Origin of the sequence: Pseudarthrobacter raffinosi, from assembly GCF_023913735.1 — a bacterium.
GTDB lineage: Bacteria > Actinomycetota > Actinomycetes > Actinomycetales > Micrococcaceae > Arthrobacter > Arthrobacter raffinosi.
Map to the genome: position 1 here is coordinate 1 of NZ_JAMXBH010000017.1, position 16,247 is coordinate 16,247.

At 66.8% G+C, this 16,247-nt stretch carries 19 protein-coding genes and 1 pseudogene; 5 read left to right on the forward strand and 15 right to left on the reverse strand.

The genetic code is table 11. The annotated features are described in order from the left end of the window. Positions 1–167: 167 nt before the first annotated feature. The 6 genes from NG698_RS21795 to NG698_RS15525 form a co-directional block, all read right to left on the reverse strand. A complete protein-coding gene (locus tag NG698_RS21795; protein ID WP_308293043.1) occupies positions 168–668 on the reverse strand; it encodes a hypothetical protein in 501 nt (166 codons plus the stop codon). Positions 669–1,138: 470 nt separating this feature from the next. Then, positions 1,139–1,843: a CPBP family intramembrane glutamic endopeptidase gene (locus tag NG698_RS21800; protein WP_252610873.1), complete on the reverse strand. Its 705-nt coding sequence runs from the start codon at positions 1,841–1,843 to the stop codon at positions 1,139–1,141. A 91-nt stretch (positions 1,844–1,934) separates the two neighbouring features. Then, entirely contained in the window at positions 1,935–3,176 is a 1,242-nt protein-coding gene (gene nagA / locus NG698_RS15510; protein ID WP_252610875.1) for an N-acetylglucosamine-6-phosphate deacetylase, read from the reverse strand. Next, a complete protein-coding gene (locus tag NG698_RS15515) occupies positions 3,173–3,688 on the reverse strand; it encodes a beta/alpha barrel domain-containing protein (protein WP_252610877.1) in 516 nt (171 codons plus the stop codon). Before NG698_RS15515 ends, nagA begins: the two co-directional genes overlap by 4 nt. Positions 3,689–3,746: 58 nt before the next feature. Then, positions 3,747–4,277, reverse strand: coding sequence for an ROK family protein (locus tag NG698_RS15520; protein ID WP_252601938.1), 531 nt, complete (start codon positions 4,275–4,277; stop codon positions 3,747–3,749). Between the two features lie 10 nt (positions 4,278–4,287). Beyond that, positions 4,288–4,644: a sialidase family protein gene (locus tag NG698_RS15525; RefSeq protein WP_252610879.1), complete on the reverse strand. Its 357-nt coding sequence runs from the start codon at positions 4,642–4,644 to the stop codon at positions 4,288–4,290. 89 nt (positions 4,645–4,733) lie between these two features. On the opposite strand from NG698_RS15525, the gene NG698_RS15530 reads away from it, so the two are divergent. After that, positions 4,734–5,669, forward strand: a complete 936-nt coding sequence (locus NG698_RS15530) for a PfkB family carbohydrate kinase (protein ID WP_252601944.1) — start codon at positions 4,734–4,736, stop codon at positions 5,667–5,669. A gap of 142 nt (positions 5,670–5,811) precedes the next feature. On the opposite strand, the gene NG698_RS15535 is transcribed toward NG698_RS15530, so the two are convergent. Both NG698_RS15535 and NG698_RS15540 read right to left on the reverse strand, forming a co-directional pair. Next, positions 5,812–6,582, reverse strand: a complete 771-nt coding sequence (locus NG698_RS15535; RefSeq protein ID WP_252610881.1) for a methyltransferase domain-containing protein — start codon at positions 6,580–6,582, stop codon at positions 5,812–5,814. A gap of 21 nt (positions 6,583–6,603) precedes the next feature. Next, positions 6,604–7,170, reverse strand: coding sequence for an OsmC family protein (locus NG698_RS15540; protein WP_252601949.1), 567 nt, complete (start codon positions 7,168–7,170; stop codon positions 6,604–6,606). A gap of 138 nt (positions 7,171–7,308) precedes the next feature. Here NG698_RS15540 and NG698_RS15545 point away from each other — a divergent pair, with 138 nt between their 5' ends. Then, positions 7,309–7,998 carry an ArsR/SmtB family transcription factor gene (locus NG698_RS15545; protein ID WP_252601952.1) on the forward strand — a complete coding sequence of 230 codons (690 nt, stop codon included), beginning with the start codon at positions 7,309–7,311 and terminating at the stop codon, positions 7,996–7,998. 115 nt (positions 7,999–8,113) lie between these two features. Here NG698_RS15545 and NG698_RS15550 read toward each other — a convergent pair whose 3' ends face one another. The 5 genes and pseudogenes from NG698_RS15550 to NG698_RS15570 form a co-directional block, all read right to left on the reverse strand. Continuing rightward, complete coding sequence (locus NG698_RS15550) at positions 8,114–9,391, reverse strand: MFS transporter (protein WP_252610883.1); 1,278 nt, start codon at positions 9,389–9,391, stop codon at positions 8,114–8,116. A 9-nt stretch (positions 9,392–9,400) separates the two neighbouring features. Next, complete coding sequence (locus tag NG698_RS15555; RefSeq protein ID WP_252610885.1) at positions 9,401–10,048, reverse strand: metalloregulator ArsR/SmtB family transcription factor; 648 nt, start codon at positions 10,046–10,048, stop codon at positions 9,401–9,403. Between the two features lie 81 nt (positions 10,049–10,129). Next, on the reverse strand, positions 10,130–10,426 hold the full coding sequence (locus NG698_RS15560) for a YdeI/OmpD-associated family protein (RefSeq protein WP_252601959.1): 297 nt from the start codon (positions 10,424–10,426) through the stop codon (positions 10,130–10,132). Positions 10,427–10,440: 14 nt separating this feature from the next. Beyond that, entirely contained in the window at positions 10,441–10,644 is a 204-nt protein-coding gene (locus NG698_RS15565) for a DUF1905 domain-containing protein (protein ID WP_252610887.1), read from the reverse strand. Between the two features lie 118 nt (positions 10,645–10,762). Beyond that, positions 10,763–11,332: pseudogene (locus NG698_RS15570) on the reverse strand (ABC transporter substrate-binding protein); the annotation flags it as partial. A 136-nt stretch (positions 11,333–11,468) separates the two neighbouring features. Between NG698_RS15570 and NG698_RS15575 the strand changes: the two are divergent. From NG698_RS15575 to NG698_RS15585, 3 genes are all read left to right on the forward strand, one after another. After that, on the forward strand, positions 11,469–12,287 hold the full coding sequence (locus NG698_RS15575) for an HAD family hydrolase (protein WP_252601965.1): 819 nt from the start codon (positions 11,469–11,471) through the stop codon (positions 12,285–12,287). 103 nt (positions 12,288–12,390) lie between these two features. Then, positions 12,391–12,639, forward strand: a complete 249-nt coding sequence (locus tag NG698_RS15580) for a hypothetical protein (RefSeq protein ID WP_252610889.1) — start codon at positions 12,391–12,393, stop codon at positions 12,637–12,639. Between the two features lie 27 nt (positions 12,640–12,666). Next, positions 12,667–13,473, forward strand: coding sequence for a glycerophosphodiester phosphodiesterase family protein (locus NG698_RS15585; protein WP_374209961.1), 807 nt, complete (start codon positions 12,667–12,669; stop codon positions 13,471–13,473). 6 nt (positions 13,474–13,479) lie between these two features. On the opposite strand, the gene NG698_RS15590 is transcribed toward NG698_RS15585, so the two are convergent. Then, the gene (locus tag NG698_RS15590; RefSeq protein WP_252601969.1) at positions 13,480–14,421 is read right to left on the reverse strand and encodes an EAL domain-containing protein; all 942 of its coding nucleotides are present in this window, start codon (positions 14,419–14,421) and stop codon (positions 13,480–13,482) included. A 287-nt stretch (positions 14,422–14,708) separates the two neighbouring features. Then, positions 14,709–16,247 (reverse strand): putative bifunctional diguanylate cyclase/phosphodiesterase, encoded by a 1,539-nt coding sequence (locus tag NG698_RS15595; protein WP_252601971.1) that lies wholly within the window; start codon positions 16,245–16,247, stop codon positions 14,709–14,711.

Sequence of the window (16,247 nt, forward strand, 5' to 3'; positions counted from 1 at the left end):
GGGCGTCCTCAATACCTTGCATCCAACCAGTCTTAACGACCAGCCCGGCAAGTCCAGCAGGCGCGCCTTAAACCACCCAAATTGTTCAGCAGCGTCCTAGGCGCGCTGCCTCTTCCTTGCCAGTCTTCAATCCAGATTGAAGTAAGCTCAGGGCACAAAAAACCTGGTCAGGCCTCGGCCTGCGGCAGCACCAGCAGGTAGCCCGCCGGCAGATCGCTGCTCCAGCGTCGCGGCTCACGGACCACGAACTGCGTCGCCAGCTGCTCGGGGCTGAGCAGGCTGTTGGGCGCAGGCGATGGACCCCACTGCCCGCTGCCGTGCGGGTAGAGCGGATCCTGGACGCGGACGCCGGTGACCGAGAACTCCGGGAACTGGCCGGGATCGCCGAGCGACTCGAACCCGCTCATCACCCACGCGTGGCGACCGCTCCACATGACCAGCCCGACCGGCCGGCCCGTTTCGGTGATGGCACGCGCCGCCGTTTGCGGTGCGTCCTCGTAGTTGGCGATGCTGACAACGGCGTATGGCCCCATCCCCACGTCAGTCAGCACCTCGGCCCAACCCAATGGGTTGGCACCGTTGAACGAGTTGGACGACCGTGCCCGGGCCATCTCCCACAGGTCGTTCTGCTGAGCGCGATCGGCCCACGTGCCGCCCCCCCGTGTCATCGATGAGGTTGTGCGCGATCTGGATGCTCGCCGCCACACACCAGTCGAAGGTGTACTGCGGCACGAAGTCCCCCTCCTGGTAGAGGTTCAGGGCAAACGCCTGGGGCACCGCCGTCGGCGTGGGAACCGGCGTCGGTGTGGGGGCCGGAGTCCGGTGAGGGGCGGGGGCGACGTCGCCAGCGGCTGGCCGGGCCGAGGACGTCGCTATCGGTCGATCGGTGGCGGTCTCGTCAAAGCCGATCGCGGGCGCGCACGCCGTGAGGAGCATCGTCAGGGCAACGAGCCAGGCCAGAAGACGGGGAGGGGCACCGGTCATAATCGAAAGTCTAGACGATATGAAGTGAGCGGTTAGCTGCTTTGCCAGTCCGGGCCCGGCCACGGCCATTTTTCCTCCGTGCTTGGATGGGAGTGGCCTGGTCCTGACCGGGACTATAGGCGCCGCTCGAAGGGCGACTGTTGCCCGCCGTCGTTCACCTGGGACGCCTCCTGAAGGAGAAACGCCCGACGGCGGTGGCCGGGCGGGGTGCCTTGCGCCATGCCCGGCGGTCCAGCGCCACAGTGGCCAGAACCGCGAGGACGACGACGCCGAAGTAGATCAGCTCCGCGCGGTCGGCGCCGGCGCCGGTGAAGCCGAAGGAACCCATGGTGAAAGTGCCCTGGCTGTTGTGGAACAGGAGCGTCAGCAGGACGCTGCCGCCTGTGCGGTTGAAAAGCCAGACGTAAAGGAAGGTGATGGCGAACGTCGTCGGCAAGCCGATCAGGCTTAGCCCGCCAAAGAGGACCAGCGGTAGGTGCCAGAGGGCTATGAGGACGCCGAGAATGGCTGCGGACACCAGCGGAGGCCGGGACGCCTGAAGGAGCGCGAGGGCGTAGCCGCGGAACCCGGGTTCTTCGCCCAGTGGTCCGTCCATCGGATTGACCAGCCGGACGGCGAAGACGGTCAGCAGCCCACTCCACGTCAGCTGTGCAAGGCCCGGGGCGGAGGCCCCGAGTGCCATGGTGATGAGCCCCGTGACCAGGACAAGGACGGCGGGAATTCCATGCGGGGAATGCGCCCTGTCGCGTAAGCGGGCCACGATGCCCAGGAAATCGCGTAGGTCAGGACAAAGAATGCCAAAAGCCTGTGGTGTTTTAGCCAGCCAGTGGAACGGCGCATGATGGCTCCAAACAGTCACTGCAAGGTGCTCCAATTGTCCGCCCCCTGCCCGCGTGCGCGCCGGTGCTGGACGCCGGCCTTGACGGCGTTCCCGCAGGCCAGAGCCGGCGCTAAACTCCGACGGCGGGGCGGCCCAGGGTGCGCCCCTCGCGCAGGACCAGGACGCGGCGGAAGTTGCGGTCCACCACTACGACGTCGGCCCGCAGGCCCGCGCGGAGACTTCCGATTTCCTGCCCCTGGCCGATGATGGCCGCCGGAACCGCGGTGGCTGACAAAACAGCGGCGGCCGGCTCCACGCCGGCGTTAATGGTCCGCCGCACAACGTCCAGCAATGTGGCCGTCCCGCCAGCGAGGGTGCCGTTGCTGAGCCGGGCCACGGCACCGCTGACGGAAACGGCGGCGGGGCCAAGCTCGTAGTCCCCGTCCGGCAGCCCGGTGGCGGCCATGGAGTCGGTCACCAGGACCACGTTTTCAGCCCCCACCAACTCGAAGACCATCCGGACTGTTTCGGGGTCCAGGTGCGCGCCGTCGGCGATGAGTTCGACGGCAATCGTGCCGGCCCCGGCCAGCCGGAGGCACGCGGCGACAGGTCCGGGGCTGCGGTGGTGCAGCGGCGGCATACCGTTAAAGAGGTGTGTGATAGTGGGGCGCGATACGGTCCCCAGGCCGGATGCCGCCAGCAGCTCCGCCGCCCCGGTGAGGGAGGCCGCCGTCGTCCGCGCGTCCGCGTCAGTGTGGCCCAGCGACGGCGTGACGCCGTGCTCGGCGAGCATCCGCACCACGGCGTCGGCGCCGGGAAGTTCGGGCGCGTACGTCATGGTCCGCAGGTGGCCGCCGGCCGCGGCCAACAGTTCGCCCAGCAGGGGGAGGTCCGGCTCGCGCAGGTACCGCGGATCCTGGGCGCCGCATCGCGCGTGGGACAGGAACGGCCCCTCGGAGTGGATGCCCGCGATGAGCCCTTCATCGGCAAGCAGCCGCAGGGTTTCCAGGCCGCGCAGCAGGTCCTCGCGGGACGCGGTCACCGTGCTTGCCAGCAGCGTGGTGGTGCCGCTGCGGTGCAGGAAGTCCACGGCGGCCCTGGCAGCCCCGCTGTCGCCGCTGGGGAAGTCGCCGCCCACGGCCCCGTGGCAGTGCAGGTCAACGAGGCCGGGCAGAATCAGGCTGCCCCGCGGCAGTTCGAGTTCCTCAAGACCGGGCAGCGACGCCTCATCCAAGCCCGCGCGGGGCCCTACATACGCGATGCGGCCGTCCGCGACGGCCACCACTGCGTCGTCCTGGATCGAGCCGTCGGTCAGGACCGTGCCGGCCAGCAGGTAGCTCCCGGACTCAGCGGCGGTGGGCCCGGGCGTCACTTGAGGGTCTCGGCGAACCAGCCGGTGATGGTGGCCGGGTGCGTGATCGCGGTTCCGACGACGACGGCCGCGGCCTCGACCGCCGCGGCAGCGTCGTCGAACGAGCCGCAGTCCGCCATCACCAAGGCGTGGGAATCGTGGTGGATGCCCGCCACTGTCTGGGCCAGGGCCAGGGCCAGGGCCAGGGTCAGGCCGTCCGGACGCTCCCGGCGCGTGCCGTCGATGGCCACCACGTGGGCGCCCGCGTTGGCCGCCGCCAGAGCATGACGGAGTGTGGGAGTGATGAAGGCGCCGTCGTGACCGTCCTTCCAGAGCCCGATCACCGGAACCTCCACCGCTGCACGCGTGAACTGCACATCGGCCAGACCCTGGACACGGACGGCAGCGGCGCCGCCGATCACTGCGGAAGCGGCCATCTGCGCCGTGCTGCGCGGGTCCCGCAGGGGCTCGCCCGGATACGCCTGGCAGGACACGATGAGTTGCCCGCGCAGGGCTTTGGGGGTCAGAATCACGGTCGGTTCCTCTGGAAGGTTGACGGAGCGGGCTGAAGATCAGGGAATGACGAGGTGCTTAGGACCGAGTGGTGGTGAGGACCAGTCGCGCGGCGCCCACCATTGCTGCTGCGTTGCCGAGTTTAGCGGGAGGACGGGGAGGCCGAGCAGCGCGGGCAGGAGTTCGGCGCGAAGGGCGCGTTCCATGGGACGCCACCAGGGCGCGCCGGCGTCGGAGAGCCCGCCGGAAACCACCACCACTTCGGGTCCAGGATGTTGGCGAGTCCGCCCACGGCCTGGCCGGCGGCAGAGGCGCCCATGCCCACGCCTTGATGGCTATGGCATCGCTGTCGCCGGCGAGGGCAAAGACACCGCGGGCGTCCAGCGCCGGTTCCTTGCCGCCGAGCCGCACGTACGCCTCGCGGATGGCGGGCCCGGAGGCGATGGCCTCAACATGCCCGGCGCCGCCGCAGACGCAGAGAATAGCCTGGCCCTCGTGGAATGCGTACGGCGAGGCGAAGTGGCCCACGTGGCCGCCCGCATAGCGGTGTCCCAGGACCGGGTGCCCGGCCAGGACAAAACTGCCACCGACGCCGGTGCCGAAGGCCACTAGTTATCCACTAGTTAGGCTCCAGCCTGGCCGCCGCTTCGAAGAATCCGGCATGCGTACCGGCGGCGTGGAACATAAAGATCCGGCCGGTATCCACGTCCACCAGGAGGCTCGGATCGCCGTAGCCGTTAAGGCCGCCGCCCGTCCCCACCATATGCTGATCGCCCCAGGTCCGGCCGCTGTCCGTGCTGCGCCGGAGCAGGAGGTCCATCGGGTTGGGCAGGTCATCGAGGTTGGGGCGGCCGTCATAGGCGGCCAGCAGGGTGCCCTGCCGCGAGACGGCGAGGGCGGGGATCCTGTATTGCCGGTAGCCGCCGGTGCCGCGGACCGCCAGGACGTGTTCCACGTCGGGCATGGCAGCCGTCATCGGCTAGAGGACATGGGATGTCACATCTCCATGGTGGGCGACGCGTAACACGCCTGTGTAGGCAGTCGCATCTCTGGCAGAGTATGACCATGCTCACAGTTATAGGCGAGGGCCTTGTTGACGTTGTCCAGCGCGCCTCCGGAATCGAAGCCCACGTGGGCGGCAGTCCCCTTAATGTCGCGGTGGGCCTGGCCCGCCTCGACCATCCCGTGCAATTCGTCGGCCGTTACGGCCGCGACGCCTACGGGGATTCGGTGGCGGCGCACCTGCGCTCCAGCTCCGTTATGCTGCCGCTGGGCCCCGACGAGCTGCCAACCAGCGTAGCCACCGCGGTAATCGACGACGACGGCGCCGCCACCTACACGTTCGATCTCGCCTGGGAGCTTCCCGGCCTGGCGGACCGCCTCGCCTTTATGCTGCAGGGAACCACCCTGCTGCACACCGGCTCCATCGCCACGATGTTGGCGCCGGGCGCCGCGGCGGTGCTCGCCGCCGTCGAGCACGCCCATCCCGCCGCCACCATCAGCTTCGATCCCAACTGCCGGCCCAGCATCATCACCGACGTGGATTATGCACGGACGCAGGCGGAGAAGTTTGTCACCCTCTCGGACGTGGTCAAGGCCTCCGACGAGGACCTGGAGTGGCTGTATCCGGGTGTGGATGTGCTGGAATCAGCGCGCCGCTGGCTGTCGCTGGGTGGCTCCGAGGGGCCGGCCGTGGTGGTGGTCACGCGGGGCGCGGCCGGTCCGTGGGGAATTACGGCCGCCGGTGAAGCCGCGATTGACGCGCCTCGCGTGGAAGTGGCCGACACCGTGGGCGCAGGTGATTCCTTTATGGCCGCGCTGCTTTCGGGGATCGTGGACCGGGGCCTGGACGGCGCGCAGAACCGGAAGGACCTGCGCGAGCTTCCGGCCGAGGGCCTGGCTGAGCTCCTGGCCCACGCTGCCCGCGCGGCGGCCGTCACGGTTTCCCGCCCGGGCGCCAACCCGCCCACGCGTGCCGAACTGAACTCAGTTGCAACTTAGGCTGATTCCGGCATCACCGACCGCCGGCTTGGCCACGCGGAGGCAACGGCACGCAATCCGATGAGACATCTGCCCTCACCGCAACCGGAGCGCTTTGGGGATCCTTATGCGTGGCGCAATTCCGAAGGCAACGTGCCGCAGGTCAGCCGGCATACGCGAGGATCGAGAGGCTCCTGACGCCGTATTTCGTGGTCGCCGCACGGGCGCTGTCGGAGAGGAACTCATACGGATTCGTCCGGAGCGTTTTCAGCGCGAACCCGCTGCCGGCGATCAATTCCTGGTAGGTGTCTTCCTGCGTGGCGCCACCGATGCAGGCGGCCCAGAGATCAATGTTGCAGACAATCTGTTGGGTCAGCGGCCTTTCGGTGACGATATCGGCAACCGCCAGGCGTCCTCCTGGGCGCAGCACGCGTGCCGCTTCGCGGAACACAGCGGCTTTGTCCGCGGACAGGTTGATGACGCCGTTGGAGATGATGCAGTCGAACCTGGCATCGTCGAAGGGGAGTTCTTCGATGTACCCGTGCGCGAAGGCGACCTGGGGAAAGCCGCCCTCTTTCCGCAGGCCGTCGGCCTTCTCCAGCTGCTCCTCGGTCATGTCAAGGCCCACCACCTGCCCGCCGGATCCCACCGTGACGGCGGCGGCGAAGACGTCCATCCCCGAACCTGAGCCCAGGTCCAGGATTTTTTCTCCGGGCCTGAGGTCCGCCAGGTCGAAAAAATATCCCACCCCGGCGAAGGACTCGACGGCGGCGGCAGGGATCGCGTCCAGCAGCCAGGCCGGGTAGCCCAGCTGCACCGCAAGACCACGTCCCATCTTGAAGTGGTACTTGCCAGCGGGGTTTTGGGCCACCGCCCGATAGACCTGCTTGACCTTGTCCTCAAGCTCGGTTCGGTCAACTGCAACTGTTCCCATGTCCATGGCTATACCCGTGCTTCATACGATTTCGAGGGTGGTTTCAACCGGAACCGGGTTGGCCAGGCAGTCGCGGACCGGTGACGTGTCCTGGACATACCGGCATAGGGACTGAAGCTGCTCCGGGGTGGCATTCGGGCTGGAGACCCGTGCCTGCGCACGGATGGCGGTGAATCCGGGCCGAGGTCCTTCGAGGCCGAGGAAGGGCCGAACATCCAGATCGCCTTCGACGTGGAACTCCAGTGAACTGATCTCTATACCCTGGGCGGCCGCATTGGCCGCGTATCCGACGGCGTAGCAGAAGCCCAGGGCCTGCAGCAGCAGTTCGACGGCATTGGGTCCGGCGTTGTTTCCGAGGAGCACGGGAGGTTCGTCACCCTCGGTCGTGAAGTCTCCGGTCCGGGTGGTGTCGGGTTCCCCCGCATGGGTGAATCCCAGGATCTTTCCCGAGTTATGGGTGCCGCCGCGCCAGGTGCTGGTGGCTCTGAACGTAAAGCTGCCCTGGGTGGGATCTGCCTGGATCGCATCGATGGTCCCCAGTAGCTGGTCGACGTCAATGCCATTGCGGAAGGTCGCTGTCGATTCCATCGCAATTCGCCTCTTTTCCGGGTTGTCCCGGGGTCCGTGGCGCGGCCCGGGTGGTATTCAAGTGAATACTTGAATACGACACCCGGTGGGTATATCTTGTCAAGTACCTACTTGAATATGATTTGCGGAGGATCGGGCATGAGTGACAGGCCGGCAAAGGACAAGCTGTTTGATGCATTTGCTTCCGTGGCCAAGGTCCTTGGCAGTGGTCGGCGCGCCGAGATAGTGGATGTCCTGGCCCAGGGTGAGCGCCCTGTGGACGAAATTGCCGAGGAAATCGGGCAGAGCATCGCCAATACTTCGCAGCATCTTCAGCAGCTCCTGCGGGCAGGCCTGGTGCGCACCCGTCGCGAAGGAACGCGGATCCATTACCGCCTCAGCGGCACCGCTGTCACGCGACTCTGGGCGGCCGTGCGGGAGGTTGCATCCGAGCATGTCGCAGAACTCGACGAACTCGCCGAGGCCTACCTGGGGGACAGGGCGGCCTTGGACTCCCTGACCCGGACTGAGCTGACCAACCGAATGGCCGCCGGAGATGTCGTAGTTCTCGATGTGCGGCCTGAGCGCGAATTCCGCTCCGGCCACATCCCGGGCGCGGTTTCGGTTCCTGTCGGAGAGCTGGCGGGGAGGATGAAGGACCTGCCGCACGGCCGCATCATCGTGGCATACTGCCGCGGACAGTACTGCGTGTTCGCCGACGAGGCGGTCCGGACGCTGCGGGAACAGGGTATGCCTGCCGTCAGGCTCGAGGAGGGCTATCCCGAGTGGGCTGAGGCCGGGCTACCCGTCGAGGCTGGCGCGCCGCGCAAGTCCGGCGCGCCGGGATAGCCGCCGCCTTCGAGCACGTCGCTGCGGTCGCGCACGGTGTAGCCTGGTCGCCGGGGAAGCCCGCCAGGGTTAGCCGGGACGGCGCCGGCCGCGGCGTCCGAAATCGGCGGGGCACTCAGTTACGGGGTGTTGTACGTTGTGACCAGACCACGACGGGAATCAGAAGGAGGGACAGGACGCCTCCGGCCAGGGACAGAACGGCGTAGCTGGCGCCGGCGACGACGACTCCGGACAGGGCGCCGCCTGTTGCGCCGGCAAGGGCGATAAGGACATCAATGGAGCCTTGTATCTTGGCCCTGGTTTCGAGCGGGGTGGCGTCGACGATGAGGGCCGTGCCGCTGATCAGGCCGAAGTTCCAGCCCAGTCCGAGCAGCGCGAGTGCGATCATCAGTTGCCCCATGGATTGCGCAGGGGCCGTTGCCGCAAGGATCCCGGCTGCCAGGAGCGTCACGCCCGCGGCGACGGCCATGGGGACCCGGCCGAGCCGGTCGACGCCAGTGATCAGCGAGGGCAGGTACATGAAGCCGATATGGATGCCGATCACAACTCCGACTTCGGTCAGGCCGTGACCGTGCGACTGCATGTGGACCGGGGTCATGGTCATGATGGCGACCATCGCAATCTGGGTGAGGACCATGACGGTGGTGCCGACGGCGACACCGCGGTTGTTCCCCGGCGGTTCCGGGGTGGACGGCGAATCGGTGGCCGGGGCAGTCTCCGCCCGGTCCTGGGCACTGATCGCGGTAGCCAGTAGGAGCGGGTCGGGCCGCATCCAGAAATACAGCACCAGGCCCGCGAAGGCGTAGGCGACTGAGGCGAGCAGGAACGGTCCGGCCAGGGCCGGGATGCCCAAGGCTGTGGCGAATGCGCCCATCGGGGTGACCAGGTTCGGTCCGGCAACGGCGCCGAGTGTTGTGGACACCATGGCCAGGCTGACTGCGGTGGCGCGCCGCTGGGGTGGCGCGAGGTCGGTTCCGGCGTACCGTGCCTGCAGGTTGGTGGCCGTTCCGGCACCGTAGACGAGAAGGGCAATGAATAACAGGACCACGCTGTCCGTTACCGCTGCCAGGACGACGCCGGCTGCTCCGATGCCGCCGGCGATGAATCCCGAGGCCAGGCCGGCACGGCGGCCCCGGGATTGGGAAATCCGTCCGACCAGGAAGGCCGCCCCGGCTGAGCCGAGCGTGAATAGTGCCGCCGGGATGCCTGCCAGCCCTGCGGTGCCGAGCATCTGCTGGGCCAGAAGGGCGCCGACGGTGACGCCGGCGGCGAGACCGGCCCCTCCGAAAATCTGGGAAATGATGACGACGGCGAGGGTGCGCCGATAGAGCGCATGGCGGCGCTCCGGGGAAAAGGAGTAGAACTGGACCAGTTTTTCTGGGATCTGCTGCACAGCCGGGGCCTATGCGGTGGCGGTCAGGTCGACGTCGCCGCTGGCGCGCCATTCAAGGACGCCTTCATCCATGGCGTACGCGTCGATGCCCTGCCCGCGCATCAGACGTGCCGCATCACGGGCGAGCCGGCAGAATTCGCCCCGGCAATAGACGATGACCCTCCGATCCCGCGGAACTTCCCCGATCCGGGAGGCCAGCTCGTCCAGGGGAATCGATGCCGCTCCCGGGTAGTGGCCTGCCTGGTATTCGTGCGCGGGGCGGACATCAAGCATGTATGCCTCGCGGATTTCCTCGATGGTGCGGATCAGCGGCACGGAGTCATCGCGGCCGCTGCCGGAGTCCTTCTCACCGTCGATGGTGGAGAGGCCGGGGAGGACCCGGGCCGCCATGTTCTTCATCGCCACGAACAATCCGGCGACCTCCGGACCAGCCAGCCGGTAGTGGATCCTGGTGCCATCCCTGCGCGTCCGCACCAGGCCGGCACCCTTCAGTACTTGCAGGTGGGCAGAAACGGTCGTCACCCCCATGCCGGACAAGCGGGACAGGTTGTCAACGGACTGCTCAGCCTGCGCCAACAGCTCGAGGAGTTCGAGCCGGTTTCCGCTGCTGATGGCCTTTCCAATGCGCGCCACGTGCGCGTAGGCGTCCCGGTTCACTTTCGACCTCCAGTATTCCAATGAATATTGGAATACTATCAGGGCTTGTTCGCTGCGACGCGGGGTCATGGCGCGTGATCTTCAGGGTGTTAGGCCCTGCAGATGCTCCTGGCAGCCCACCGCGCGCAGGCCCGGCGGCCGGACGTCCCCGCCCAGCACCTGGGCCATAATTTGCTCCACCCGGCGCGCCCGCGTCGACGGGGTTCGGGCGTCCTCAAGGAAGCGCGTCAACTCCCGCCGCTGCGAAACGGGCAGCTGCCCCCAGTTGCCTGCCGCTCCCACGGCCGCGTCCAGGGCTGCCGATAAATCTCCGGGTGGGATGACCTCGTTGGTGTTGAGCGCTTGAACGTCCAATGTGACCGTTTCCCCGATGCGCACGCCCGTTGCCGTCCTCAGGCCGCCGGAAAGATACAGGAAGTGCCGTCCGGACCTGAGACCGGCATCACGGTGGCGTTGAACTCCGTACCCCTGAGCGTGCCGGTCACCCTGATCCGGCCATGCTCCGCAAGCGGCAGCAGCTCAGCCACAGCTGTCGTCGGGACGTCCACGAAGGGATTGGGACCCCGCAGCTGAACAGTGGCGGTGAAGTGAACCATACGGTCATTATCGACCCGGCCGGTCGGCCCGAAAAGAAACCCGGAGGGAACGCGAAAAACCCGCCCACCTGTCTGCAATCCGGAGAAGTTGCAGGCAAGCGGGCGGGTTGAACGCGGTCTACTCCTTGCCGAGCCCGGCAGCCGAGGTCTTCGCCCCGGTGACCTCGTTGAGGGCCGTCAGGTCGAAGATGCCATTGATGTCTGCCTGCTTGGTGGTGCCGGCCTCCACGCCGTCCTTGAGCAGCTTGGGGTAGGTTCCGGCGAGCGGATCGACCGTGAAGACGATGTTCTTCAGGGACCGCTCGATCACGTCGGCCTTCAGTTCGGCACCGGCCGCTTCCTTGAGGGCAGCGTTGATGACGCTGGCCTTCTCGGCTGCAGCCGCGCTGTTCAGCCAGTCAACGGACTTAGCGTGGCCCTTAAGGAGCGCCTTTACGGTGTCCGGGTGCTCGGCGGCGAACTTCTTGTTCACAACCAGGATGGTGGTGGGGAACTCGCCGGCCTTGCCGGAGAGTGAGCCGTCCCAGAGGTCCTTTTCGTCAACCAGGACCTTGGCCCCGGCGGTCAGCACCAGGCGGGAGGCCCAGGGCTGAGGCAGCCACGCGCCGTCGAGCTTTCCGTCCTGGAACAGTTTCAGCGTCTGGGCGTTTTCGGTGGGGTTGATGGCCACGTCGCCGCTGCCGTCAACCGTTCACGCAACGACGTGCAGGCTCAACAGAACGTAGCGCGGCGTCAAAAAACGTCGCCGGGCGACTCCAACAGGCCGGCCCCAGGGAGGAGGCTTCACGGCCCGGGAAGCCCCCTGCCCCACGTAGACTGGCAGGATGCGGCTGGTAGCAAGTGATATTGACGGAACGATTCTTGGGCACGACGGAAAGATCAGCGACCGCACCGTCCGGGCCTTCCACGCCTGCCGGGACGCCGGCATCGAGCTCGTTTTTGTCACCGGCCGCCCGCCGCGCTGGCTCCACCCGCTGGAGGAACAGCTGGGCCACACCGGCACGGTCATCTGCTCCAACGGCGCCGTGGTGTGGGACCTCGAAGCGGACCGGCTGGTTTCCGCCCGGACGCTGGGCATGGACGCGGTGCTGGAACTGCGGCGGATCATCAAGGAACTGCGCCCGGCCGCTCTCTTCGCCGCGGAAACACTGACCGGATTCCATCTTGAGCCCGGTTTCATCGAGAACGGCACCAGCGAGCTGCTGGCCGAATTTACCCCCGCCCCGCTGGCCGAAACGCTCACCCCGGACGACGCCGTCGTGAAATTCCTGGCGATTGTCAGGGATGGCACCGCGGACGACTTCCTGGCCGCGGTGCGGCCCGCCGTCGCCCACCTGGCGGCCGCCACGCACTCCGCGCCCACCGTGGCGATGCTGGAACTGTCGCTCCCCGGCGTCAACAAGGCCGTCACCCTGGCCGAATACGCCAACTCCCTGTCCATTGACGCGGCCGACGTCGTGGCGTTCGGGGACATGCCCAACGACGTCGAGATGCTGCGCTGGGCAGGCCACGGGTACGCCATGGCCAGCGGCCATCCGGACGCCATCAGCGCCGCCGGGCAGCAGGCACCCCACTTTGACGACGACGGCGTGGCCCAGGTTCTCGAGGCCAGGCTCGCGGCGCTGGGCGTAGAGCTGTCCTGATCCCGGCTCTGTAGCCGGAAATTCACAGCTTCCGCTCACCTTCCGTTCACGTTTGCCGCCTACCGTGGGCAACGGATACACATCCGCGGCTAAAGGGGAAGTCATGGCAAGGAACGGCAACCAACGCGCGGCCGAAGCGCCGCTGCGCCCGGCAGAGCCGGCTGCGCACTGGAAGGCACTGAAAGAGGGCGACCGCGTGCGCGTCCGCCGCGCCCCGGGATACGAAACCAGCGGGTTCGTGGACGCCATCACGTGGGACCACACCGCTGTGTGGGTGGATCTGGACGACGGCCACGGCCGCACGCTGCTGCACTGCAGTGACGGCGTGGAGATTGTGCCGCTGGACGCATAGCCCAGCGGCTCCGGTACGCTCACAAGCGTGACTGAGCCGTTTTTTGATGCTTCCGGCGGTGCTGCCCGTCCTTCGCATCCCATCGCCATGGCCCACCGTGGATTCTCGCGGGAGGGGCTGGAGAACTCGATGGCCGCCTTCCGGGCCGCCGCCGAACTTGGCTATGAGTACCTCGAGACGGATGTGCACACCACCTCCGACGGCGTGCTGCTGCTCTTCCACGACGACACCCTGGACCGGGTCACTGACGGCCGTGGCCGGATTTCCGAGCTGACCGCCGCCGAGGTTTCCACCGCGCGGATCGGCGGGCGCGAGCCCGTGCCGCTCTTCGATGACCTCCTGGTGGCCTTCCCGGCCGCCCGGCTGAACCTGGACGTCAAAGACTGGAACTCCGTGCAAAGCCTGGCCGCCGGCATCGAACGGCACGGCGCGCATGACCGGGTCCTGGTGGCCAGTTTTTCGGACCGCCGACGCCGGGCGGTGCTGGAGCTGCTGAGCCGCCCGGTGGCGTCGTCCGCCGGGATGGTGACGAACGCGCTGTTCGTCCTGCTGGGGCCGGTGCTTCCGGCCGCGTGGCTGCGATTTGTCCTGCGGGGTCCGTTGCGGGATGTCCAGGCGCTGCAGGTTCCGGTCCGGTACGGGGCGATCCGCGTGGTGACGCCTGCCTATGTGCGGAGGTCGCACGCCCTGGGCCTGGTGGTCCATGTGTGGACCATCAACCACCCCGCCGAGATGCACCGGTTGCTTGACCTGGGCGTGGACGGGATCGTGACGGACCGCGCGGATCTGCTGAAGCAGGTCTTGCAGGAGCGAGGCGAGTGGCCCGGCGGCTGACTTGCGTTAGTCGGAGCCGCCGGGACCGTGGGTGCCGTGATCGGCTGCTGCGGCGAGGCGGTGGAGCCCGTCGGGGTCAAGCGGCGTATTCCATGCCGCCCAATCCTTCGGCTGCACCGAGGGCCGGCCCAGCAGGTAGCCCTGGCCGGCGCTGAAGCCCAACTCTGTGAGGACCATCAGTTCCTCGGTGGTTTCAACACCTTCGGCCACCAGAATACTGCCGATCTGCTCCGCGAAGTCCACCAGGCAAGCGGCCAGGGCGTGCTGGGACGTATCCGTGTCCACGCCGCTGATCACGTTCCTGCCCAGCTTGATGAAGTCGGGCCGCAGATGGAGCATCCGGCTGAGGGCGCCCGCGCCGGGGTGTGAGTCATCGATTGCAATGCGCAGCCCGCGTTCCCGGAGCGGCGTAATTGCGGAAACGAAATGCGAGTATTCCTCGTCCGAAATTCCGTCCGTCAATTCGAGCACAATGCGGTCTATTGGCAGCTCGATGTGGTCGAACAATTCGGGCAGCCGGGGATCCAGGCATGACGTGGGGGAGATGTTCAGGGCGACATAGACTTGCGGGGGGAGTTTTGCGGCTGCGGCGGCTGCGGATGCGAGTGCCGAGAATTCCAGGTTGGCTCCCAATCCAACGGCGGCCGCCTCGGCGAACCAGAGTTCCGCGCTGGCGCCGTCGTCGCTGACAAAGCGCGACAACGCCTCTACGCCCACTACGGCCTTGGACTCGAGGCCGTAGATGGGCTGGAACGCGGTCATCAACATCTGGTTTTCCAGCAGCGCGCTGATCCGCGACAGGCTGCGCAAGGAATCCAGCTGCTCGGCCACCTGTGGCGGCATGGCGCTGGGAGGCTGCGGGAAGCGCGCGGTGTCGGGCGTGTTCGCGTCTGTGGTGTCCTGTTGCCGGCGTTCCAGAAGATATTCCAGCAGGGCCCGTTCCGGCATGCCGGGGTTTTCCCCCAAGCGGTTGCTAAGGCGCTGACGTATTGCCGCCCCGGCAGGATCGGAATCCGCCAAAACCGCCGCAATAACTCCCCAAGCTTGTACCCGAACCGTCATTAGCAACGCCCCCAGTTGACGAAGTAATGGCTCCTTGGCCCCTTTATTTTCAAATTTCCAGATGCCTTCGGAATTCGCTACTTCTGATTAATGCCGATCTTCCTGGCCTCGAAGAATCGGATACCGCAACTTGATCGTATATCGGGATGATCCAAAGCGCAGCCCTTAATCGATCAACCTCTATTACTTTCGGAAGAAGTTTCGGCCAACAGCGCAGGAATCCGTTCGGGCGGAACGGGCTTGCTGAAGAAATAGCCCTGTGCGCTGAGGCACCCGAGGTTCCGGAGGTGCTCGGCCTGTTCCGCCGTTTCCACGCCTTCCCACACGGCTTCGAGCCCGCAGGCGCGCACTAACTGCAGGACTGCAGCCACCAGTGCCGGCTGGCTGGGGTCTGTACCCAGGCCCTCGATCAGGGACCGGTCCACTTTGACCCGGTCCACGGGGAGCCGGCGCAGGTAGCTGATGGAGGAGTATCCGGTACCGAAGTCGTCGATCTCGATCCCGACCCCCAGCCCGCGCAGCCCGCCCAGGGAATACCGGTCCAGTTCGTTGCCCCTGACGATGGCCGCTTCGGTCAGCTCCAGGACAACCTGCTCGGGACGGACGCCTGTCTCCTTGAGCACGGCGCGGACGTCCTCGATGAACTGCAGGCTCTGCAGATCCGTTGCAGAGATGTTGATCCGGACGGAAAACCGGCTGTCCACCACGTCGGCATCAATCCAGGTGCGTAGCTGGCCTACAGCGGTGCTGAGCACCCACAGGCCCAGTTCGGAGATCAGGCCGGCATCTTCTGCCAGCGGGATAAACTCGTCCGGCATGATGCGGCCGCGGGTGGGGTGGTCCCAGCGGATCAGGGCTTCCACCCCTTCAATGCGGCCGGTGCCCAGTTCAACCACAGGCTGGTAGTGCAGCACCAGACCGTTGCCCTTGATGGCGGCCCGGAGATCCTCCAGGAGTTGGCTGCGGAGCCTGCGGATGAGCAGGAGCCCGGGTTCGAAGACGTGGAGCCGGTTCTGGCCCTCGGCTTTGGAGGCGTACATGGCCACATCGGCCTCCATCAGCAGGTCCTCGGCCCTCCGCCCGGCCGCCCCGACGCTGAGTCCTACGCTCGCCCCGCAGCGGACGGTCCGGTCAGGCAGGTCAATGGGTTCCTTGATGGCGGCCAGGATGCGCTGGCCTACGACGGTGGCCTGGTCGGCGCCCGTGGCCGGCATAACGATGGCGAACTCGTCCCCGCCCAGCCGGGCAACCACGTCGCTGGTCCGGACGGCGCTGCGGATGCGTTGCGCCACGGTGATCAGGACCTGATCGCCGGCAGTGTGGCCGAGGGTGTCGTTGATGGATTTGAAGGCGTCAAGGTCAAGGAGGAGGATGACGGGCTGGCTGAGGGGATCGCCGTCGTGGTCCTGGGCGGACTTCAGTGCGGACAGAAGCGCCGAGCGGTTGGCGAGGCCGGTTAGGGGATCCTGCATGGCCATCATCTGCATTTCGCGGTGGGCTTCGTGCAGCAGCTGTGTGCGGACCTCAACACGCTGCTCAAGCTCTTCGTATATGATCTGCAGGTCCTCGGCCAGGAGGTTGGTGCCCATGATGATGGCGTCGAGCTCGTCCCGGGCCGGCGATACTTCTATGCGCGACTGGAGGTCTCCGGAGGCGAGCCGGACGATGCCATCGAGCAGCTGGGAGAGCCTGGGGTCATCGTCAGCGAACAT